Source organism: Tardiphaga robiniae (assembly GCF_001618955.1).
Taxonomy (GTDB): Bacteria; Pseudomonadota; Alphaproteobacteria; order Rhizobiales; family Xanthobacteraceae; genus Tardiphaga; species Tardiphaga robiniae_A.
The window spans coordinates 60,617-81,914 of record NZ_LVYV01000010.1; the positions used below are offsets into that span (position 1 = coordinate 60,617).

Sequence of the window (21,298 nt, forward strand, 5' to 3'; positions counted from 1 at the left end):
ACAAGAGGATGAGATGACGCAAGGCAACCTGCTCGAAGTCGACTGGAGCAAGATCCCGGCGCCGGAAGACGACGGCGCCGCCAATCATCTGACCGGCATGACGATCTCGCCGGTCAGCCTGCGCGCCACGAACGATACCGCGGTTACGCTGTCCGAACTCACCGGCCGCACTGTGGTGTTCGGCTATCCGCGCACCGGCGAGCCCGGCAAGATTGGGCTGGTCGATGACTGGGACATGATTCCGGGCGCGCGTGGTTGCACACCGCAAACCTGTTCCTTCCGTGATCTGTTCGCGGAGCTGAAGGCCGCTGGCGCTAAACATGTATTTGGCCTGTCGACGCAGAGCAACGCATATCAGACCGAAATGGCCGGGCGGCTGCATCTGCCGTTTCCGGTGTTGTCCGACGAGCAACTTGAGCTGAGTGACGCACTCAGCCTGCCGACCATGGAGGTTGCCGATCTCACGATGATCAAGCGCATGGCCATGATCATCGACGACGGCAAGATCTCCCATGTGTTTTATCCGGTGTTTCCACCGGACCGGAACGCGGGCGATGTGCTGGAATGGCTGAAGGCGAACCCGGTCTAGCCCGGGCTAGGAAGAGCCGGCTTTGACGGGTGTCTCGACAACGAGCGCTTTGATCGCTTGGTCGATCGTGATCGTGCCCTTGCGCGATTCTGCATCGCGCTTGGGGAAGTCGATCCAGCCTTCGTTGAAGCCATCGAGCATCTGCATCCGGGGCACCGGATTCATCATGCCTTGTTCGCGAAATAGCCTGTCCCAGCCAGCGCGCGAAACGACGCGGGCCGTGACAGGCCCGCGGAGCGCCCTCGTGAACGCGTTGGCGATATCGTTCGGCGACACGCGGCGTGGACCTTCGAGTTCAATCACGCGATGACCCGTCCAGCTTTCGAGCAAAAGATCTGCAGCAGTGCGGCCGACGTCTTCCGCGGAGACCATCGGGAAGGTTTTATCCAGCGGCTGGAGATAGCTCGAAATGACGCCATCCGTGAGTGCAGGTGTGACGTCCCACGCCGCGTTCTCCATGAACCATGCCGCGCGGAGGAAGGTAACGGGCATCGGCAGGTCGGCGAGTGCGTGTTCCAGCAGTCCGAGCTGGTTGAGCAGGTTCGGCTGCGGTGCATCCGCTCCAATAGTTGAGAGCACAACCAGTTTCGGTGGTTGCGCCACGCGGAGTGCGCTGTGCAGCGCTTCGATCATCGCGCGGCCCTCGGTAAAACCGGGGCTCGGGTCAAATGTCGGCGGCAGCAACGCGAACGCGCCGTCGACGTCCGAGAAAGCTTTTGTCAGCGCCGAGGCGTCGCGGGTGTCGGCGAGGGCGATATCCGCGCCACGTACTGTCCACGTCTTGCTTTTGCTGAGATCTCGAACGACGACGCGGATGGATTGATCGGCGGCAAGCAGCGTGCGGGCGACAGCGCCGCCGACTTTGCCGGTGGCTCCTGTGATGGCGAACATGGTGGCTCTCCGAATGGGTGGGAATGCCGGTTTGTCCCATTTTTCGATATTTGACTGAAACGAGAACACGTCACATCATTGCTGACAAAATATCAGGAATTATGCTGCGATGGACGGACGACTTTTGACCGGCGTGACCGTGCTGGATGCTGTGATCGCAAGTGGGGGCTTCTCGCGGGCGGCAGAGGCGCTGGGTATGTCGGCATCCGGCGTCAGTCACGCGATCGCGCGGCTGGAGGCCCGGCTCGGCGTAAGGCTGCTAGACCGCACGACGCGTTCGATTGCGCTCACCGATGAGGGGCGGCGGTTTTACGAGCGGGTGCGGCCATCGCTGGAGGAGATCGAGGAGGCGGCCGTCGATGCCTCCGGCGCTTCGGCTCGGGTGCGAGGTCGGCTCCGGGTCAATATCGATCCGTTCTTCTCACGCCTGGTGCTGGCCGGGCATCTCGGCGGGTTTCTCGCGACCTATCCTGAATTGGCACTGGAGACGATCACCCGCGAACACGTTGGCGATCTGGTGGCTGATGGTGTTGATGTGGCCGTGCGGTTCGGCGAGCCACTCGGCGCATCTCTTATCTCGCGCAAGCTTGCGGATATTCAGGTGCTGACCGTTGCGTCACCGCGCTATCTGAAACGCCATGGCCGACCGCAGGCGCCACTGGATTTGCTGAAGCACCAATGCATCGATTTTCGCGATCCGCAGACCGGTCGCCCCTACGACTGGGAGTTTCATCGCAAGGGCAAGGTCCTTCCTGTCAGGATCTCGAGCCGGCTGGTGTTGAGCGATGCGGGGACCATGCTGACCGAGTGCCTGGCGGGGACCGGGATTTGCCAGGTGCTCGCCATTGCCGTGAAGGACCAACTCGCGAAAGGCAGCCTGGTCAACCTGTTTCCGGATTGGGCCGACGAGACGTTTCCGCTCTACGCGCTGTATCCTTCGCGGCATCATCCGCCGGCGAAGGTGCGCGCCTTCATCGACTTTGTGTCGCGAACGGTTCACTGACTTACTGCGCCAGATCCGCCTTCACCCGCGCAAATACTGCACGAAACATCTCGGGCGTCAGCACCCGCGTATTCGTGTTGTAACGCGAGCAGTGATAGCTGTCGTAGAGCTTGAAGCGGCCGACGTCGTGGACGGCGCCATGCCCAAAGGGCGCCGTGACGGCGCGGATGCCGAGCGTCCTCAGCATCGTGTCGTGGGCGACGCGACCCAGCAGCACGATGGCGCGCAATCGCGGCATGGTGTCCATCGTGGCAATCAGAAACGGCCGGCAGGTGGTAATCTCGACGGGCAGGGGCTTGTTCTGTGGGGGCACACAGCGCACGGCGTTGGTGATCCGGCAATCCTGCAGCATGAGCCCGTCATCAGGACGTGCTTCATAGATGCCTGAGGCAAAGCCGAAATCGAGTAAGGTCTCGTAGAGTAGGTCGCCGGCATAGTCGCCGGTAAAGGGACGCCCGGTACGATTGGCGCCCTGCACGCCGGGAGCGAGGCCCACGATCAGCAGTGCTGCATCCGAGGTGCCGAACGACGGCACGGGGCCGTTGTAGCCGCTTGGATCCTTCTCGCGCACCGCCATACGGTAGTCGACGAGGCGTGGGCAAAGAGGACAATCACGCCCGGGGTCGGTGGGAGTACCGGCGGAAATCGCGGAGGCGACCACCGCCGGCTGTTGTCTGCTGAGTTGCGTCTTAGTCTTCGAAATCTTCATCGCCTCGTGGCGCCATGGTGGTCGCGCGCTGCAGGAATTGCGGCGTCTGGTGACGCGGCTCGCGCGGAGCAGGGCGCTCTGCCGGATCGCGGCCAAGCTTGCTCTGCAGTTCCATGAGATCGGTAAACACGTCTGCCTGCCGGCGCAACTCGTCGGCGATCATGGGTGGCTGGCTCGAGATGGTGGACACCACGGTGACGCGGACGCCGCGGCGCTGCACGGCTTCGACCAGCGAGCGGAAGTCGCCATCGCCCGAGAATAGCACGATCTGGTCGACATGTTCGGCCAGTTCCATGGCATCGACGGCAAGCTCGATGTCCATATTGCCCTTCACCTTGCGTCGGCCGGACGCATCGATGAATTCCTTGGTGGCCTTGGTTACCACCGTATAGCCGTTGTAATCGAGCCAATCGATCAGCGGCCGAATCGACGAGTATTCCTGATCCTCGATAATGGCGGTGTAATAGAAGGCCCGGACGAGGGTACCGCGGCTCTGAAATTCCTTGAGGAGGCGCTTGTAGTCGATGTCGAAGCCGAGGGTCTTGGCGGTGGCGTACAGGTTGGCGCCGTCGATGAAGAGTGCGATCTTGTTAGATGTGAGGGACATCAAGTTTTCTCATGTGGTTTGTTGTTGTTAGCGTTTTTGGCGCGACTTCGTCGTTGCGCATTTGAATCACATTTGTCGTCCGCTCTTCGTCGGATCGGCTTTATTGACGCCACGCAATCAGCTGGTCTGGAACTGTCCGAATATGCCGATCCATCTTCCCTTGCAATGAAGCCTTTTGGTGTCGAGATATCCGCTTCTGGCCAGATGGATGCCACCGCTTCTGCGGTTTTTTGAGGGTACCATAGTGCGGCAGAAAACCAAGCCAAGAAGGGTGCAATTCCAAATTGGTCCTTGCGAATGCCGCAAAGCCCCTATACCTACGGCACTTAATCATCATATTCGGTCCCACAACAAACGGAGCGACATTTTATGGCGCGCGTAACCGTCGAAGATTGCATCGATAAGGTCGACAACCGGTTCGACCTGGTGTTGCTGGCAGCACACCGGGCACGAATGATCTCGTCCGGTTCACAACTTACGATTGATCGCGACAACGACAAGAATCCCGTTGTTTCGCTGCGCGAAATCGCTGATCAGACCATTTCCCCGGAAGATCTCCGTGAGGAACTGGTCCATTCGCTGCAGAAGTTCGTGGAAGTCGACGAGCCCGAGCCGGATACGATTCCGCTGATCGGCTCCGCCGGCGCCAGCGTCGATGCTGACGACACCGAAGTGGCCGTCGAGCGCATGACCGAAGAAGAGCTCCTCAAGGGTCTCGAAGGCCTCGCTCCGCCGGAAGAGCAGCCCGAAGAAGACGAGTAAAGCGATACACACGGTTTTTTGCTTAACCGTTTTGATTATCAGTCATCACAAAGGCCCGGACATGCGTCCGGGCCTTTGCTTTTGCAGTCCGTTTCGGGGCAAACTTGAGATGAAGAATCCAGGTCGCTGCTGACCGGATCGAACGAGGCTAGGATGGCGACTTCGCGCCGTAATAAACGGCAGATGCAGGCTGCGAACGACACGGTCGCCGCGGTCTCGCCAGTTTCGCCTGAGGCACTGTCTGCAGAGACGCCAACTCCGGCCAAGGTGCCGCGGACGTCCCGTGTCCGGATGATGCGGCAATATGATCTGGTGGACCGCGTCCGGGCCTATAATCCGAACACCGACGAGGACCTGCTCAACCGCGCCTATGTCTATGCCATGGTCGCTCATGGCGAGCAGACGCGGGCATCAGGCGATCCGTATTTCTCCCACCCGCTGGAAGTGGCGGCGATCCTCACCGACCTCAAGCTCGACGACGCCACCATCGTGGCGGCGCTGCTGCACGACACCATCGAGGACACCGAGGCCACCCGGACCGAAATCGACAAGCTGTTCGGCGCCGAAATCGGCGCGCTGGTCGAGGGCCTGACCAAGCTGAAGCGGCTCGAACTGGTGTCGCGCGAGGCCAAGCAGGCCGAGAACCTGCGCAAGCTGCTGCTGGCGATCGCCGACGACGTCCGGGTCCTGCTGATCAAGCTCGCCGACCGTCTGCACAATATGCGGACGATGGAGTTCATGCCGCCGGCCTCGCGCCGCCGCATCGCCGAGGAGACCCTCGACATCTATGCGCCGCTCGCCGGCCGCATGGGTATGCAGACGATGCGCGAGGAGCTCGAGGAACTGTCGTTCAAGGTGCTCGATCCCGACGCCTATCTGGTGGTGATGCAGCGCCTGGACTCGCTGACCGAGCGCAATCGCAACCTCATCGACATGATCGAGAGTCATCTCTCCACGAAACTGGAGAAGAACGGCATCACGGCGCGGGTCACCGGCCGACGCAAAAAGCCGTTTTCGATCTGGACCAAGATGAAGCGCAAGTCGGTCGGCTTCGAACAGCTGTCGGACATTTACGGTTTCCGCGTCGTGCTGCAGGACATGGAGGCGTGCTACCGCGCACTCGGGGTCGTGCACACGACCTGGCCCGTCGTGCCGGGCCGCTTCAAGGATTACATCTCGACGCCGAAGCAGAACGACTACCGCTCGATCCACACCACGGTGATCGGCCCCGGCAACCAGCGCGTCGAATTGCAGATCCGCACCGAGGACATGAACAGCATCGCCGAATACGGCATCGCCGCGCATGCGTTCTACAAGGACGGTATCGGCTCGCCGACCGAAATGCTCAAGCGCGAGTCCAACGCGTTTTCATGGCTGCGCCACACCATCGGCATTCTTTCCGAGAGCACCAATCCGGAAGAATTCCTCGAGCATACCAAGCTCGAACTGTTCCACGATCAGGTGTTCTGCTTCACCCCGAAGGGCAAGCTGATCGCGCTGCCGCGCAACGCCAATGTCGTCGACTTCGCCTATGCCGTGCATACCGACGTCGGCAACAGTGCGGTGGGTTGCAAGATCAACGGAAAGTTCGCGCCGCTGTCGTCCGAACTGCAGAACGGCGATGAGGTCGAAGTACTGACATCGGCGGCACAGCAGGCGCCGCCATCCGCATGGGAAGGCCTGGCGGTCACTGGCAAGGCGCGCGCCGCCATTCGCCGTGCGACGCGAACAGCGGTCCGTGATCAATATGCCAGCCTTGGCCGCCGCATCGTCGAGCGCCTGTTCGTGCGTGCGAAGATGGAATATTCGGACGACCAGTTGAAGGGCGCGCTGCCGCGTCTGGCGCGCACATCTATCGACGATGTGATGGCCTCGGTCGGCCGCGGTGAGCTCCGCGCCGCGGACGTCGCGCGCGCGATGTATCCCGACTACAAGGAAGAACGCATCGGCCGTTTTTCGGCCAACAACAAGAAGTCCACGGCGGACAAGGTCAGAACGCCAGATGGCGCGGCGCGCTTCACCTCGATCATCTCGATTGGCGGCGTCAATTCCGATCTGCCGGTGAAATTCGCTCCGAACGGTGGCGCCGTGCCGGGCGACCGTATTGTCGGCATCGTCACGCCGGGCGAGGGCATCACGATCTATCCGATCCAGTCACCGGCGCTGAAGGATTTCGAGGAAGAGCCCGAGCGCTGGGTCGACGTGCGCTGGGATATCGATGAATCCTCGCCGCAGCGTTTCCCGGCCAGACTCTTTTTGCAGAATGTCAACGAGCCCGGCAGTCTGGCGCAGATCGCCCAGGTGATCGCCGACCATGACGGCAACATCGACAATATCAGCATGCACCGCCGCTCGCCCGATTTCACCGAACAGACCATCGATCTCGGTGTCTACGACCTCAAACATCTCAGCGCGATCATCAATCAGTTGCGCGCCAAGGCCGTTGTGGCCAAGGTCGAACGGGTCAATGGATAGCGTCTTCCCTTAAGGTTTTCTGGAATTCCGTCATGTCCTCATCCTCGCTGCGCCTCGGCGTCAACATCGACCACGTCGCGACCCTGCGCAACGCGCGGGGCGGCAAGCACCCGGATCCGGTCCGCGCTGCGCTGGAAGCCATTTCGGCGGGCGCCGACGGCATCACGGCGCATTTGCGCGAGGATCGCCGGCATATTCGTGACGCGGACATGGAGCGACTGAAAGCGGAGATCTCCAAGCCGCTGAATTTCGAAATGGCAGCGACGCCGGACATGGTGCGGATCGCGCTGGCGGTGAAGCCTCATGCCGTCTGTCTGGTGCCGGAGCGGCGCGAAGAACTGACCACCGAAGGCGGACTCGATGTGGTCGGCCAGCGTGAATCGCTGGAGCCGTCGATTGCGCGCTTCTCCGAGGCCGGCGTGCGGGTGTCGCTCTTCATTGCCGCGGACCCCAAGCAGATCGAAATGGCAGCGAAACTGAAGGCGCCCGTCATCGAACTCCACACGGGTGCCTGGTGCGATGCCATCACCGATGGCGATACGGCCAAGGCCGCCAACGAGTGGCAGCGCATTGCCGCCGGCGCCAGGCTGGCGAAATCCGCAGGCCTGGAAGTGCATGCCGGCCATGGCCTCGACTATGCGACCGCCGAGACGATCTCGGCGCTGCCCGAAATCATGGAGCTGAACATCGGCTACTATATGATTGGCGAGGCACTGTTCATCGGTCTGTCCGATACGGTGCGTCTGATGCGCGCGGCGATGGATCGCGGGCGGATGCAGTCTAAGAGCGCGCCATGATCATTGGCATCGGTTCCGATCTGATCGACATTACGCGCGTTGCCAAGGTGATCGAACGCCATGGCGATCGCTTCCTCGATCGCGTCTTCACCGAGGCCGAGCGGGCGAGGGCACAGCGCCGCGCCAAGAGCGAGAGAATGGTGGTCGCGACCTATGCCAAGCGTTTTGCCGCCAAGGAGGCGTGCTCCAAGGCGCTGGGCACCGGCATCCGGCAGGGGGTCTGGTGGCGGGATATGGGGGTTGTGAACTTGCCCGGGGGCAAGCCCTCCATGAAGCTCACCGGCGGTGCGCTGACCCGTCTGCAGGCCCTGATACCGCCCGGCCACGACGCGCAGATCGATCTGTCGATCACGGACGATTGGCCCCTGGCGCAAGCTTTCGTCATAATTTCGGCCGTCCCTTCGCCCAAATCCTGAGCCAAGCCCTGAGGGCAGGCTGAGCGCCGCGCCGGAATCGGTGCGACGGCGGCCCGCACGCCAAACTGGCAGGAAATAGCGGCTTTTCGGGGCGGTTCATTGCACCGTTACCAACAACCGTTTAAACCTGCGACGACACCGAACCGACGCCAATTCTCGCTGACGCCGCTCATGGCATTTGCAGGACTTTGCCGTAACTATATGAATTTAGTGCATTTTATGTGCGGGGCGCGGAGCCGCCTTGTCCCAAAATGCGCTACCAGCCGCGCGGCAACGCTGCGGGAATCGGGAAAGCGATGAGCGTGACATCCGGGACCAAGACTGAAAGCGGCGTCGGCGAGACCATCCGTGTTGTCATCAACGCATTGCTGATCGCGCTGGTGATCCGAACCTTCCTGTTCCAGCCCTTCAACATCCCGTCGGGCTCGATGAAGGCCACGCTTCTGGTCGGCGATTACCTGTTCGTCTCGAAATATTCCTACGGTTACAGCCACTATTCGATCCCGCTGTCGCCGAATATCTTCTCCGGCCGCGTCTTCGGCTCCGAGCCATCGCGCGGCGACGTCGTGGTGTTCCGTCTGCCGAAGGACGACTCCACCGACTACATCAAGCGCGTGATCGGCTTGCCCGGTGACCGCGTCCAGATGAAAGAGGGGCTGCTCTACATCAACGAGAAGCCGGTGCAGCGCGAGCGCATGAGCGACTTCGTCGGCGAAGATCCCTGCGGTTCCGACGCCACGGCGCGCGTCAAGCGCTGGAAGGAAACGCTGCCCAATAACATCACCTATGAGACGCTCGATTGCGTCGATAACGGCTTCTACGACAACACCAATGTCTACACCGTGCCGCCCGGCAACTTCTTCATGATGGGCGACAACCGCGACAATTCGACGGACAGCCGCGTGCTGTCGGCCGTCGGCTATGTGCCGTTCGAGAATCTCGTCGGTCGCGCGCAGATGATTTTCTTCTCGATCGCCGAAGGCGAACATGCCTGGCAGATCTGGCGCTGGCCGACCGCCGTGCGCTGGAATCGAATTTTCTCCATCGTGCGATGACCGACGACTCCAACAACCCCATCGAGAGCGTGCCGAAAACCGACGAATTGAGCTCGACGACCGAGGCTACGCCGGAGACGGCTGCTGCCCGCAAGAAAAAGGCGCGCGCCGCGGCGAAGGCTGCTGCTGCCGAGATCGAAACGCGCATCGGCCACAGCTTCAAGGATCCGTTGTTGCTGGCGACGGCCTTTACTCACGTCTCAGCCCTGAAGTCGCAGCGCAGCCGGACCGAGAGCTACCAGCGTCTCGAATTTCTCGGCGACCACGTGCTCGGCCTCGTGGTCTCCGACATGCTGTTTCGCGCTTTCCCGAACGCGGATGAAGGAGAGCTGTCGAAGCGGCTCGCCGACCTCGTTCGCAAGGAAGCCTGCGCCGACGTAGCGCGGTTGCTCGGCCTTCTCGAGGGGATCAAGCTTGGTACCGTCGGTGCGGGTGCCGGTCAGCGGTTGCGCAAGTCTGTGCTCGGGGATATCTGCGAAGCTGTGATCGGCGCGATCTTTCTCGATGGTGGCTATCCGGCTGCGGAAAGTTTCGTGCAGCGCAATTGGACCGAGCGCATGCGCAAGCCGGTGCGCCCGCTGCGCGATCCGAAGACGGTGCTGCAGGAATGGGCCCAGGGCCGTGGTCTGCCGACGCCGGCCTATCGGGAGGTGGAGCGTTCCGGTCCGCACCACGATCCGCATTTCAAGATCGAGGTGGATGTGAAGGGTTTTGCGCCGGCCGAAGGCGAGGGTGGCAGCAAGCGTGCTGCCGAAAAAGCCGCGGCGCAGGCGATGATTGCGCGTGAAGGCGTCAGCAGTGGCGGCAATGAAGGATGATGTCGTGAACGATGCTGAACCAGGTCATGAGTCCGAAGGGACACCAGCCGAGACCCGCTGTGGCTTTGTCGCACTGATTGGCGCGCCCAATGTCGGCAAGTCGACGCTCGTCAATGCGCTGGTCGGCTCCAAGGTCACTATCGTCTCGCGCAAGGTGCAGACCACGCGCGCGCTGATCCGCGGCATCGTGATCGAGAACCACGCCCAGATCATTCTGGTCGATACGCCCGGCATCTTCCTGCCCAAACGAAGACTCGACCGCGCGATGGTCAAGACGGCGTGGAGCGGTGCGCATGATGCCGACGTCGTCTGCGTGCTGCTCGATGCCAAGGCGGGCATCAACGAAGAGGCCGAGGCGATCTTCGCGCAGCTTGCCAGCGTCAATCACCCGAAGATCCTCGTGATCAACAAGGTCGATATCGTCTCCAAGGAAAAACTGCTGAAGCTGGCGCAAATGGCCAATGAGCGGCTGAAGTTCGAAGAGACCTTCATGATCTCGGCGATGACTGGCGACGGCGTGGATGACCTGCGCCGCCGGCTCGCAGCCGACGTTCCCGCCGGCCCGTATCATTATCCCGAAGACCAGATGTCGGATGCGCCGATGCGGCACCTCGCAGCGGAAATCACGCGCGAGAAGATCTTCCGCCAATTGCATCAGGAACTGCCATATCAGTCGACGGTAGAGACCGATAGCTGGACCGAGCGCAAGGACAAGTCGGTGCGGATCGAGCAGACGATTTTCGTCGAGCGCGACAGCCAGCGCAAGATCGTGCTCGGCAAGGGCGGTGCCACGATCAAGTCGATCGGCGCGGACGCGCGCAGGGAAATCACCGAGATCGTCGGGCATCCCGTGCATCTGTTTTTGTTCGTGAAGGTGCGCGAGAACTGGGGCGACGATCCCAATCGTTATCGTGAAATGGGTCTCGAATTTCCTCACGATTAATCGAGGAGCGATGATGGAAGTGCAGCCGACACGATGACCGCTCCCGCCGACCTTCCGAAGAACGTCTTCTATTTTGAAGCGCTGCTCTACATGTCGCTGATCCTCGACGCGCTGTCGATCGCGTTCCAGGACCGCACACCGGACCTCACGATGTCCGAGAGCACCATCATGGCGGCGAATCTCGTCGCCGCCTGTATGCTGTTGTTCTTCGTCTGGCTTGTGTGGCTCGCCGCCTATCGTCGCAAAGGCTGGCCGCGCTGGGTACTGGTGGTGTCGCTGGCCTTCTCGGTATTGTCGCTGTTCCAGGTGCTCGGCGTCTACGGGCTGCAATTCGACAGCGGGATCGAGATCGTCTCCTGCATCCTGACTGGGCTCGGACTATATTGCGCGTTCAGCGGCGACGCGAAGGACTGGTTCAAGGCCTGATCCCATTTACTGCGGCGGCTGCCGAATTCCTGTAAACTGCCCCCATGGAATGGACCGATGAAGGCATCATCCTGGGCGTGCGGCGACATGGCGAATCCAGCGCCATCGTCGAATTGCTGACGCGTAGCCATGGTCGTCATCTCGGCCTGGTACGCGGTGGTGCGGGGTCAAAGATGCGACCGCTGCTGCAGCCCGGTAATAGCGTGCAGGCGATATGGCGGGCGCGGCTGGACGAGCAACTCGGCTATTACCTGATGGAAGGCACGCTGATGCGCGCCGCGACGCTGCTGGGCTCGTCTCATGCAGTCTACGGCATTACCCATCTCGCGTCGCTGGCGCGGTTGCTGCCGGAGCGCGATCCGCATGAAGACATCTACGAGACGCTGGAGCGCATCCTGGATGACTTCGATGATGTCGGCGAAGCCGCGCTCCATGTGATCCGGTTTGAGCTGGCGATGCTGACCGAACTCGGCTTCGGCCTCGATCTGGAGAATTGCGCCGCCACCGGCGTGATCTCTGACCTGATTTACGTGTCACCCAAATCTGGCAACGCAGTGTCCCGGACCGCGGGTGAACCGTATCGCGACCGGCTGATGCGGCTGCCGTCATTCCTGCGCGAGAGTGAAGACGGCCAAAACAGCATCTCCGACCGCGACCTGCAGGACGGCTTCGACCTGACCGGCCGCTTTCTGCTCCGCAACGTGCTGGAACCGCGCGGGCAGGGCCATTCCGACGCCCGCGAAGGGTTCATCAATGCGGTGACGCGGCATCTGGCACGGATCGCGGCGCCATAGTCCAATCAAGCCCACTGGCTTTTGATTCATTTCTTGCCCGATTCGCCGGGAGGCGCTAACCCCTCGCCATGGGAAAAAGACTGATTCCGCCGGAGCCGGCTGAAATTCACGAAGTGCAGCTGCGGGACGCGCTCGAGGAGCGCTATCTCGCTTACGCGCTCTCCACGATCATGCACCGGGCGCTGCCAGATGCGCGGGACGGGTTGAAGCCGGTCCACCGCCGCATCCTCTATGGCATGCGCCTGCTGCGGCTCGATCCGGGCACGCCGTTCAAGAAATCCGCCAAGATCGTCGGCGACGTGATGGGCTCGTTCCATCCGCATGGCGACCAGTCGATCTATGACGCGCTGGTGCGTCTCGCGCAGGACTTCTCGTCGCGCTACCCGCTGGTCGACGGCCAGGGCAATTTCGGCAATATCGACGGCGATAGTGCTGCGGCCTATCGTTACACCGAAGCGCGCATGACCGATGTCGCGCGGCTGCTGCTCGAAGGCATCGACGAAGACGCGGTCGAGCTGCGCCCGAACTACGACGGCCAGACCAAGGAACCGGCGGTGCTGCCGGGCGGTTTCCCGAACCTGCTGGCCAATGGTGCGCAGGGCATCGCGGTCGGCATGGCCACCTCGATCCCGCCGCACAACGTCGCAGAGCTTTGCGACGCCGCGCTGCATCTGATCGACAAGCCCGACACCAAGTCGAAATCGCTGATGCGCTGGGTGAAGGGGCCGGACTTCCCGACCGGCGGCATCATCGTCGATTCCAAGGAAAGCATCGCCGAAGCCTATATGACCGGGCGCGGTTCGTTCCGCACCCGCGCCAAGTGGCATGTAGAGGAGGGCGTCCGCGGCGCCTGGAATGTCGTCGTCACCGAGATTCCGTGGCTGGTGCAGAAGTCGCGGCTGATCGAGAAGATCGCCGAGCTGCTCAACGACAAGAAGCTGCCGCTGATCGGCGATATCCGCGACGAGTCGGCCGAAGACATCCGCGTCGTCATCGAGCCGAAGACGCGCAATGTCGATGCCGGCCTGGTGATGGAGTCGCTGTTCAAGCTCACCGAGCTCGAAAGCAAGATTCCGCTGAACCTCAACGTGCTGGTCAAGGGCCGCATCCCCAAGGTGCTTGGCCTTGCCGAATGTCTGCGCGAATGGCTCGACCATCTGCGCGACGTGCTGCTGCGCCGCTCCAACTTCCGCAAGAACCAGATCGAACATCGGCTGGAAGTGCTCGGCGGTTACCTGATCGCCTATCTCAATATCGATGAAGTTATCCGGATCATCCGCACCGAGGATGAGCCGAAGCCGGCTTTGATGAAGGCGTTCAGCCTCACCGAATTGCAGGCCGAGTCGATCCTGAACATGCGGCTGCGCAGTCTGCGCAAGCTCGAAGAGTTTGAGATCAGGAAAGAAGACAAGGAGCTGCGCGCGGAGCTGAAGGGCATCAACGCGATCCTGAAGTCCGAGAGCGAGCAGTGGGCCAAGGTCGGCGAGCAGGTCCGCAAAGTGCGCGACATGTTCGGCCCGAAGACGCCGCTCGGCAAGCGCCGCACGGTGTTCGCCGATGCGCCGGAGCACGATCTCGCAGCACTCGAAGAGTCGCTGGTCGAGCGCGAGCCCGTCACCGTCGTGATTTCTGAGAAGGGCTGGGTCCGCACGCTGAAGGGCCAGGTCGCAGATCTCTCCAATCTGACCTTCAAGACCGACGACAAGCTCGACAAGGCGTTCTTCGCCGAAACAACCTCGAAGCTGATGCTGCTGGCCACCAATGGCCGGTTCTATTCGCTCGACGTGTCGAAGCTGCCGGGCGGTCGCGGTCATGGCGAGCCGATCCGCCTGTTCATCGATATGGAAGGCGATGCTGCCATCGTTTCGATGTTCGTGCACAAGGGCGGCCGCAAGTTCCTGATTGCCAGCCATGACGGGCAGGGCTTCCTCGTCAACGAGGACGACTGCGTCGGCACCACCCGCAAGGGCAAGCAGGTGCTGAATGTCGAGATGCCGAACGAGGCGCGCGTGCTCACGGTGGTCGGCGAGGGCAGCGATCAGGTCGCTGTCATCGGCACCAACCACAAGATGGTGATCTTCCCGCTCGATCAGGTGCCGGAAATGGCGCGTGGCCGCGGCGTACGTTTGCAGAAGTACACCAGCGCAGGTCTGTCAGACGTCGCCACTTTCGTGGCCAAGGAAGGCCTGACCTGGAAGGATTCGTCCGACCGCGAGCATCGTCTGACCTGGAAGGAACTGGCGGACTGGCGCGGCAACCGTGCGGATGCCGGCCGCCTCGCGACCGGCTTGCCGAAGTCGAACAAGTTCGGCCGGGTGATCGAGTAACATCACCCGCGTCATGACGGTCACCATCTTCCAAAATCCCTCCTGCGGGACATCGCGCAATACGCTCGCGATGATCCGCGAGAGAGGGATTGAGCCGGTGGTGATCGACTATCTCAAGGCGCCGCCGGATCGCGCGCGTCTGCGCACGCTGATCGATAACGTGGGTGGCGGCGCTCGCGCGTTGCTGCGCGAGAAGGAACGGGCCTACGCTGAACTTGGTCTCGCCGATCTGTCGCTCGGCGATGACGCCCTGATCGACGCCATCATTGCGCATCCGATTCTGCTGAACCGGCCGATCGTCGAGACACCCAAAGGCACGCGACTGTGCCGGCCGGCGGATGTGGTGCTGGGGCTGCTCTAGAGATCCAACTCACCGATCAAACGACAGCCTCATCCTGAGGAGCCGCGCTCTTGCGCGGCGTCTCGAAGGATGGCGGCAAGGTTGGTGTCAACGAGCCCATGGTTCGAGACGAGCGCAAAGGGCGCGCTCCTCACAATGAGGGCTGCAGATCTCGGCGCTAGATGGGCCGCGGCAATTACGTCACCGGCGCGAACTTGAACAGCTTCTCTGGATTGGTCACCAGCAGTTTGCGCTGAACCGCAGGATCCGGCGCATAAAGCGGGATCAGATCCACCAGCGTGCCGTCATTGGGCATGATCTTGACATTCGGATGCGGCCAGTCGGTGCCCCACAACACGCGATCCGGCGCATTGTCGATCAGCTGCTTTGCGAACGGCACGGAGTCATGGAATGGCGCTGCGCCAGCCGAGGCGCGTTCGAGACCTGTAATTTTCATCCAGCACTTATCGTCGCTGGCTTGCAGATCGAGCAGTGCCTTGAATTCGGGATCGTCGAGGCCCTTGGCGGCGCTGATCGTCCCCATGTGATCGATCACGTAAGTCACCGGGAGCGCTTTCAGGATCTGCACGAACTCACGGACTGTGCCGGCTTCGAGATAAATGTCCACATGCCAGCCGATGGCGGCGACGCGGTCGACCAGCGTACGGAAGACCTTCATGTCGCCGACGCCGCCAAGTCGTTTGAGGAAGGCGAAGCGGCAGGCACGGATGCCGGCTTTGTCGAGCGCCAGGAGATCGGCATCCGACATGCTGTTGTTCACATTGGCGACGCCGCGATATTTTCCGCCGCTTTGCGCAATCGCGTCAGTGACGACGCGGTTGTCAAAGCCGTGCACCGTCGCATTGACGATGACGGCGCGTTCGACGCCGATTGCTTCATGCAGCTTGCGAAACATCTCAAGCGGCGCGTCAGGCGGTGAATACGGTCGCTTCGGCGAGAACGGATAGACCGCGGCGGGGCCAAAGATATGCGTATGCGTATCGACGCTTCCGGCGGGCGCGCGGAAGGTCGGCGGGATCGTGTTGAGATCGGGGCCGGCAATCGTGGGGATTGCGGGTTCGTCGGCAGCCTGCGCTATTCGGCTTCCAATCACATTTGTGAGGCCAAGTGATGCCATCGCGGCCAGAATGTCACGTCGGTGCATTTAATCTCCTTGCGTCTGCATGCGCTGCGGCATGCACCAGACGTGAATCATCGGTGCATGTGTCGCCGTAGAGCGGCACCTGCAAATTTGTTGGCTGTCGAAACGATATATGTCTCTGCGGGAATGCGAGCAGCGCTGATGGCCGGATGATGAATCTCTGCAGCGTTTCACCCTGAAAGTTCTTTGTTGGAATCCAGAGCGCGCATGACGTGCAACGGAAACAGATCGCATCAAAGCTAGTGGGGGTGAATTTATGAAACAAATGAGAAATTCGGGATAATAGCGCTATCTCGTGCATATATTGCAAATCCGTAAGGTCGCTTGAATTTGAACAGCTTGCTATCGAATTGTAATAGGCGTATCGCCGCAGCCCGACGAAGCGGCGCGTCGATCGCGCGAAGAATGATAGTTCGGAGGAAATCCTATGGCGTACACCAATCGCAGGACCATCTTGCAGGCAGCTGCTGCGCTCCCGGCTCTGGCTGCGGCGGGGCGTGGTGCCTTGGCTGCAGAGCCAGCTGCCAGTGAGGCACCGAAGAAAGTCGCATCAGTTGCTCCGCCGCACGTGACGCAGATTCTCGCGCATTACATCGTCAACGCCAAATACGATGACCTTCCGGCTAATGTCCGCAAGGAAGGCGTGCGCACCCTGTTGAACTGGGTCGGTGTCGCCATTGGCGGTTCGCATCATCAGACGGTGGACATCGCGGCGTCGGCGCTGGCGCCATTCTCCGGTCCGGCGAAGGCCTCGCTGTTCGGGCGCAACGAACGCTTCGACATCATGAACGCCGCTTTCATCAATGGTGTCTCGAGCCACATCTTCGATTATGACGACACCCATCTGAAGACGATCATTCATCCGGCTGGTCCAGTCGCATCTGCGCTTCTGGCGATTGCGGAAATGAAGCCGGTGTCCGGCAAGGATTTCCTCAATGCGCTGGTGCTCGGTATCGAGACCGAATGCCGGATCGGCAATGCCGTTTATCCGAACCACTATGACGTCGGCTGGCACATCACCGGCACCGCCGGCGTATTCGGCTCGGCCGCCGCGGCCGGCAAGCTGCTCGGTCTCAACGAACAGCAGATGATCTGGGCGCTGGGGCTCGCGGCCTCGCAGCCTGTCGGCCTGCGGGAGTCCTTCGGTTCGATGAACAAGAGCTTCAATCCCGGCCGTGCTGCCAGCAACGGCATCTTTGCCGCCATTCTGGCGTCGAAGAATTACACCAGCTCCGACGGCATGATCGAGGCCAAGCGCGGCTGGGCCAATGCTATCAGCACCAAGCAGGACTATGCCGAGATCACCGAGGGGCTCGGCAAGCGTTACGAGTCAGCGCTCAACACCTACAAGCCGTTTGCCTGCGGCATCGTCCTGCATCCGCTGATCGACGCGGCGATCCAGCTTAGGAATGAGAACAAGCTGACGCCGGATATGATCAAGCAGGTCAACGTGAAGGTTCATCCGCTGGTGCTCGAATTGACCGGCAAGAAGACGCCGAAGGAAGGCCTGGAAGGGAAGTTCAGCGTCTACCACGCGGTCGCCATCGCGTTCATCGAGGGAGCCGGTGGTGAGAAACAGTTTAGCGATCGTGCGGTGCAGGACGCGAAGACAGTCGAATTGCGCCAGAAAGTTGTGCCCGTGGTCGATCCATCGATCAAACCGGAGCAGGTTGAAATGTCCGTCCAGCTCGCTGACGGTCGTGTCCTGAAGAAGCGGATCGAACACGCCGTCGGCAGTCTGGAGAAGCCCATGAGCGATGTAGATCTCGAACGCAAGTTCGCCGATCTCGCCGAGGGAATTCTGCCGCGAGAGCAGGCGGCAAAGGTCATGGAGCTGTGCTGGAAGGTGGAGGGCTTGGCGAGCGCCGGAGATATTGCAAGGGCAGGCGCGCGATCCACTGCCTGACAGCCGTTGCCCGCGATGAAGCATTGAGGCCTTCGCGAGGTGGCCTGAACGTACGTCAATCGTCACGCCGTCAGTATTGTGAGCAGAAACCTCGCCGCATTCCTCCAGGGGAGCCTTGCGGCTAACACTCTTTAAAGGATGACATGACTCAGCGCCGTACGCCTTCACGCCGTCGCGTTCTTCAGTCCGCCAGTGCTCTCGCTGCACTGACGCTTTCGCCGTCCATCATCCGCCAGGCCGCAGCGGTCGACGCCAAGGGCGCCGCAGCGGGCGCGGATGTCACCGGACGTCTTGCGCGCTACATGGTTTCGGCGCGCGACAATGCGCTTCCCGATGTGGTGATGACCGAATGCAAACACCGCATCCTCGATACGTTCGGCGCGATGGTCTCCGGTGCGCGGATGCATCCGGGCGAGATGGCCCTGAAATATGTTCGCGGGCTCGGCGGCGAACAGCAGGCGTCGGTGATCGGATCCAGTTTCCGCACTACCGCCGTCAACGCCGCGCTGGCCAATGCCATGTGCGCGCATGCGGACGAGACCGATGATTTCGAGCCGGTCACCAAGGCGCATCCGGGAAGCGCTGTCGTGCCGTCCGCGCTGGCCATGGCGGAAAAGGAAGGTGGCCGGTCGGGCATCGAATTCATTCGGGCCGTAACGCTCGGATATGATCTCACTTGCCGGCTGCTGATGGCGCTTGGACCGGATCTCGTCCGTGGTTCGCACCGCAGTGCGGAGGGGACCAGCTCCACCTTCGGTTCTCTTGGTGCAGCGGCGTCGCTGGCTCGGCTGGACGAAAAGGGTATGCGTTATGCGATCTCCTATTCCTCGCAGCAGGTGGCTGGTCTGTGGAGCTGGGTGAAGGACGAGGATCACGTCGAGAAGGCTTTCGACTTCGCGGGCATGGGCGCCCGCAACGGCCTGACCGCCGTGACCATGGTTCAGGCCGGTTTGACCGGCGTTCATGACGTCCTCGATGGCACGCATAACTTGTTCATTGCGCTGTCCACGGATCCGAAGCCGGAAGAGATGCTCGCCGGTCTCGGCAGCCGCTTCTACGTCACTGAAACGGCGATCAAGACATTCTCGGTCGGCTATCCCATCCAGTCGCCTCTCGACGCCATCCTGACTCTGCGCAAGCAGAATGGCCTGACACCGGGCAATGTGAAGAGCATCCTTGTCAAGATTCCGACCGATGCGACAGGGATCGTCGGCACCAGCGCGATGCCCGACGTCAACTGCCCGCATCTGGTGGCGGTCGCGCTCGTCAAGGGCGCCGTGTCGTTCGTCGACAGCCATGACCAGGCACTGATGAAGGATTCCAAAATCCTTGAGCAGCGCGCCAAGGTAACCGTGGTCGGCGATAAGGCCCTGATGGACCCTGCCGCGCCACGCGGCGCCATCGTCGAGGTGGAGATGATGGATGGCAAGAAGGTGGAGCACTTCACCAAGTTTCCGCCCGGCACCAAGGAAAATCCGCTGAGCACTGATGCGGTGAGTGCGAAGACACGCGATCTCATCGCGCCAGTTCTCGGGGCCGAAAAGGCGAAGAAGCTGATCGATCAGATCAACAATCTGGAGAAGGTCAAGGATATCCGCTCGCTGCGGCCACTGTTTACGGCCTGATACCCGATACCTGAAGCGCTGGGATGAATTTACCCCAGCGCTTCTTCCTTGACGCGGCTCGCCAGCACCTTGTCGATGCGGCGCCCATCGAGGTCCATGACCTCGAACCGCCATGCATGCGAGACGATCTCGTCGCCGACCTCGGGAATCTTGCCGAATTCCTGCAGCAGGAAGCCGGCGAAGGTCTGATAGGGGCGCGACTGCGCGGGCAGTTCGATGCCGAGCAGGGCAGCGAACGCCACCGCGGGCATCCAGCCGGAGATGAGGTAGGAGCCGTCCTCGCGTTTGTGGAAGGCGACCTCGGCCGGGCCTTCCTCGGTGTGAAAGGCGCCGACGATCGACTCCAGAATATCCGCTGATGTCACCACACCCTGGAACACGCCATATTCGTCATGCACGAGGCCGATATGGAATGGCGAGTCCCTGAGGATCGCCACGACGTCGCGCGCATCGACGGTGTCGGGAATGACCGGCGCCTCGCGCACCAGCGCGCGGATATCCGGCGTCTTGCCGCTCAAATACACATCAAGCAGATCCTTGGCCTGCACGATGCCGATGGCGGAATCGCCGTCGCCATCGAACACCGCAAAGCGTGAATGCGAGCTGCCCGCGAGTTCGGCCTGGATGGTCTCGATGGGATCGGCAAGGTCGATCATCGCCACTTCATGGCGCGGCGTCATCACGGCGCCGACGGGCAGGTCGCCGAGGCGCATCACACCTGCGATCATTTCCTTTTCACCGGGCTCGAGTACGCCGGCGGTTTCCGCTTCGGTCACGAGCGTGCGGATTTCGTCTTCGCTGACCTTCTCCTCGGCTTCGCCGCGCTGGCCCAACAGAAACAGGATCGCCTTGCCGGAACGATCGAGCAGCCACACCAGCGGCAGCGAGATTTTTGCGAGCAGTACCATGGCCGGCGCAACGCGCACGGCCACGGCTTCGGGATCGCGCAGCGCGATCTGCTTCGGCACGAGTTCGCCGATGATCAGCGAGGCGTAAGTAATGACCGATACGACGAGGCCGACGCCGAGCGTATCGGCGAGGCCTTTTGATAGGCCAAGGTCAAGCAACAATATCGTGAGACGCTGGCCCAGCGTCGCACCGGAGAAGGCGCCCGACAATACGCCGATCAGCGTGATGCCGATCTGCACGGTGGAGAGGAACTTGCCGGGATCGGAGGCCAGCGCCAGAGCGCGGCGAGAGCCTGTCACACCTTTTTCAACCAAAGCGGCGAGGCGGGCAGGGCGGGAGGATACGATCGCCAGCTCCGACATTGCGAGCAGGCCGTTGACGACGATCAGGATCGCAACGATCCCGAGTTCGAGAGATAACACGCTTGTTCCTTCTGGATGATGAGCAGGTATCATAGTCGATCTGCTGCTCTCGCGCCATGGTGGCAAGGGGCGTTGCGACACTCCGTCGGGCTGGTTGAATTCTTCGGTGCGCCCATAGGTCGCTACCCTGGACCGACGCCTTGCGCGCGGGCGCGTGCGTCCCGCAGCAGGACGTTATTATAACGTCGGTATGACGCGAGGCGTCGCGTGGATGTGGCAAGACAATGGCCGCAGGATAGCAGCGCATTCCGGCATCTATTATTTCGCTTGATGTCAAATTGATATAGCGCATGATGCGGCGATATCGGATGTCGCCGCGGGG

At 61.5% G+C, this 21,298-nt stretch carries 21 protein-coding genes; 16 read left to right on the forward strand and 5 right to left on the reverse strand.

Going from position 1 to position 21,298, the window contains the following annotated elements:
• Positions 1-13 precede the first annotated feature (13 nt).
• A complete protein-coding gene (locus A4A58_RS12585; protein ID WP_068732467.1) occupies positions 14-589 on the forward strand; it encodes a peroxiredoxin in 576 nt (191 codons plus the stop codon).
• 6 nt (positions 590-595) lie between these two features.
• Here A4A58_RS12585 and A4A58_RS12590 read toward each other — a convergent pair whose 3' ends face one another.
• Positions 596-1,480 (reverse strand): NmrA family NAD(P)-binding protein, encoded by an 885-nt coding sequence (locus tag A4A58_RS12590; protein WP_068732469.1) that lies wholly within the window; start codon positions 1,478-1,480, stop codon positions 596-598.
• A gap of 109 nt (positions 1,481-1,589) precedes the next feature.
• Between A4A58_RS12590 and A4A58_RS12595 the strand changes: the two genes are divergently transcribed.
• Positions 1,590-2,483, forward strand: a complete 894-nt coding sequence (locus tag A4A58_RS12595; RefSeq protein ID WP_068732470.1) for a LysR family transcriptional regulator — start codon at positions 1,590-1,592, stop codon at positions 2,481-2,483.
• 1 nt (position 2,484) lies between these two features.
• Here the strand turns inward: A4A58_RS12595 and A4A58_RS12600 are convergent, their stop codons facing one another.
• Entirely contained in the window at positions 2,485-3,192 is a 708-nt protein-coding gene (locus A4A58_RS12600; RefSeq protein ID WP_068732472.1) for a uracil-DNA glycosylase, read from the reverse strand.
• The gene (locus A4A58_RS12605; RefSeq protein WP_068732474.1) at positions 3,173-3,799 is read right to left on the reverse strand and encodes an NYN domain-containing protein; all 627 of its coding nucleotides are present in this window, start codon (positions 3,797-3,799) and stop codon (positions 3,173-3,175) included. Before A4A58_RS12605 ends, A4A58_RS12600 begins: the two co-directional genes overlap by 20 nt.
• A 24-nt stretch (positions 3,800-3,823) precedes the next feature.
• On the opposite strand from A4A58_RS12605, the gene A4A58_RS31260 reads away from it, so the two are divergent.
• From A4A58_RS31260 to arsC, 12 genes are all read left to right on the forward strand, one after another.
• A complete protein-coding gene (locus tag A4A58_RS31260; protein WP_204378178.1) occupies positions 3,824-4,033 on the forward strand; it encodes a hypothetical protein in 210 nt (69 codons plus the stop codon).
• Positions 4,034-4,168: 135 nt separating this feature from the next.
• Entirely contained in the window at positions 4,169-4,561 is a 393-nt protein-coding gene (gene rpoZ / locus A4A58_RS12610) for a DNA-directed RNA polymerase subunit omega (RefSeq protein ID WP_068732476.1), read from the forward strand.
• A 153-nt stretch (positions 4,562-4,714) separates the two neighbouring features.
• Entirely contained in the window at positions 4,715-7,036 is a 2,322-nt protein-coding gene (locus A4A58_RS12615; RefSeq protein WP_068732478.1) for a RelA/SpoT family protein, read from the forward strand.
• A gap of 32 nt (positions 7,037-7,068) precedes the next feature.
• Entirely contained in the window at positions 7,069-7,833 is a 765-nt protein-coding gene (locus A4A58_RS12620; protein WP_068732480.1) for a pyridoxine 5'-phosphate synthase, read from the forward strand.
• Positions 7,830-8,249, forward strand: coding sequence for a holo-ACP synthase (gene acpS / locus A4A58_RS12625; RefSeq protein WP_068732482.1), 420 nt, complete (start codon positions 7,830-7,832; stop codon positions 8,247-8,249). Before A4A58_RS12620 ends, acpS begins: the two co-directional genes overlap by 4 nt.
• 296 nt (positions 8,250-8,545) lie before the next feature.
• Complete coding sequence (gene lepB / locus A4A58_RS12630) at positions 8,546-9,304, forward strand: signal peptidase I (RefSeq protein ID WP_068732562.1); 759 nt, start codon at positions 8,546-8,548, stop codon at positions 9,302-9,304.
• Entirely contained in the window at positions 9,301-10,122 is an 822-nt protein-coding gene (rnc, locus tag A4A58_RS12635) for a ribonuclease III (RefSeq protein ID WP_081421851.1), read from the forward strand. The genes lepB and rnc overlap by 4 nt, the downstream gene beginning before the upstream one ends.
• Positions 10,112-11,065 (forward strand): GTPase Era, encoded by a 954-nt coding sequence (gene era / locus A4A58_RS12640; RefSeq protein WP_068732484.1) that lies wholly within the window; start codon positions 10,112-10,114, stop codon positions 11,063-11,065. The genes rnc and era overlap by 11 nt, the downstream gene beginning before the upstream one ends.
• A 33-nt stretch (positions 11,066-11,098) precedes the next feature.
• Positions 11,099-11,491, forward strand: a complete 393-nt coding sequence (locus A4A58_RS12645) for a hypothetical protein (RefSeq protein ID WP_068732486.1) — start codon at positions 11,099-11,101, stop codon at positions 11,489-11,491.
• Between the two features lie 44 nt (positions 11,492-11,535).
• Positions 11,536-12,285: a DNA repair protein RecO gene (recO, locus tag A4A58_RS12650; protein WP_068732488.1), complete on the forward strand. Its 750-nt coding sequence runs from the start codon at positions 11,536-11,538 to the stop codon at positions 12,283-12,285.
• A 68-nt stretch (positions 12,286-12,353) separates the two neighbouring features.
• The gene (gene parC, locus A4A58_RS12655; RefSeq protein ID WP_068732490.1) at positions 12,354-14,612 is read left to right on the forward strand and encodes a DNA topoisomerase IV subunit A; all 2,259 of its coding nucleotides are present in this window, start codon (positions 12,354-12,356) and stop codon (positions 14,610-14,612) included.
• 13 nt (positions 14,613-14,625) lie between these two features.
• Positions 14,626-14,973 carry an arsenate reductase (glutaredoxin) gene (arsC, locus tag A4A58_RS12660; RefSeq protein ID WP_068732492.1) on the forward strand — a complete coding sequence of 116 codons (348 nt, stop codon included), beginning with the start codon at positions 14,626-14,628 and terminating at the stop codon, positions 14,971-14,973.
• Between the two features lie 175 nt (positions 14,974-15,148).
• Here arsC and A4A58_RS12665 read toward each other — a convergent pair whose 3' ends face one another.
• Positions 15,149-16,117, reverse strand: a complete 969-nt coding sequence (locus tag A4A58_RS12665) for an amidohydrolase family protein (protein ID WP_068732494.1) — start codon at positions 16,115-16,117, stop codon at positions 15,149-15,151.
• A gap of 424 nt (positions 16,118-16,541) precedes the next feature.
• Here A4A58_RS12665 and A4A58_RS12670 point away from each other — a divergent pair, with 424 nt between their 5' ends.
• Complete coding sequence (locus tag A4A58_RS12670) at positions 16,542-18,020, forward strand: MmgE/PrpD family protein (RefSeq protein WP_068732495.1); 1,479 nt, start codon at positions 16,542-16,544, stop codon at positions 18,018-18,020.
• 143 nt (positions 18,021-18,163) lie between these two features.
• Positions 18,164-19,645, forward strand: a complete 1,482-nt coding sequence (locus A4A58_RS12675; RefSeq protein ID WP_068732497.1) for an MmgE/PrpD family protein — start codon at positions 18,164-18,166, stop codon at positions 19,643-19,645.
• A 29-nt stretch (positions 19,646-19,674) separates the two neighbouring features.
• On the opposite strand, the gene A4A58_RS12680 is transcribed toward A4A58_RS12675, so the two are convergent.
• Positions 19,675-20,976, reverse strand: a complete 1,302-nt coding sequence (locus A4A58_RS12680; RefSeq protein WP_068732499.1) for a hemolysin family protein — start codon at positions 20,974-20,976, stop codon at positions 19,675-19,677.
• Between the last annotated feature and the right edge of the window lie 322 nt (positions 20,977-21,298).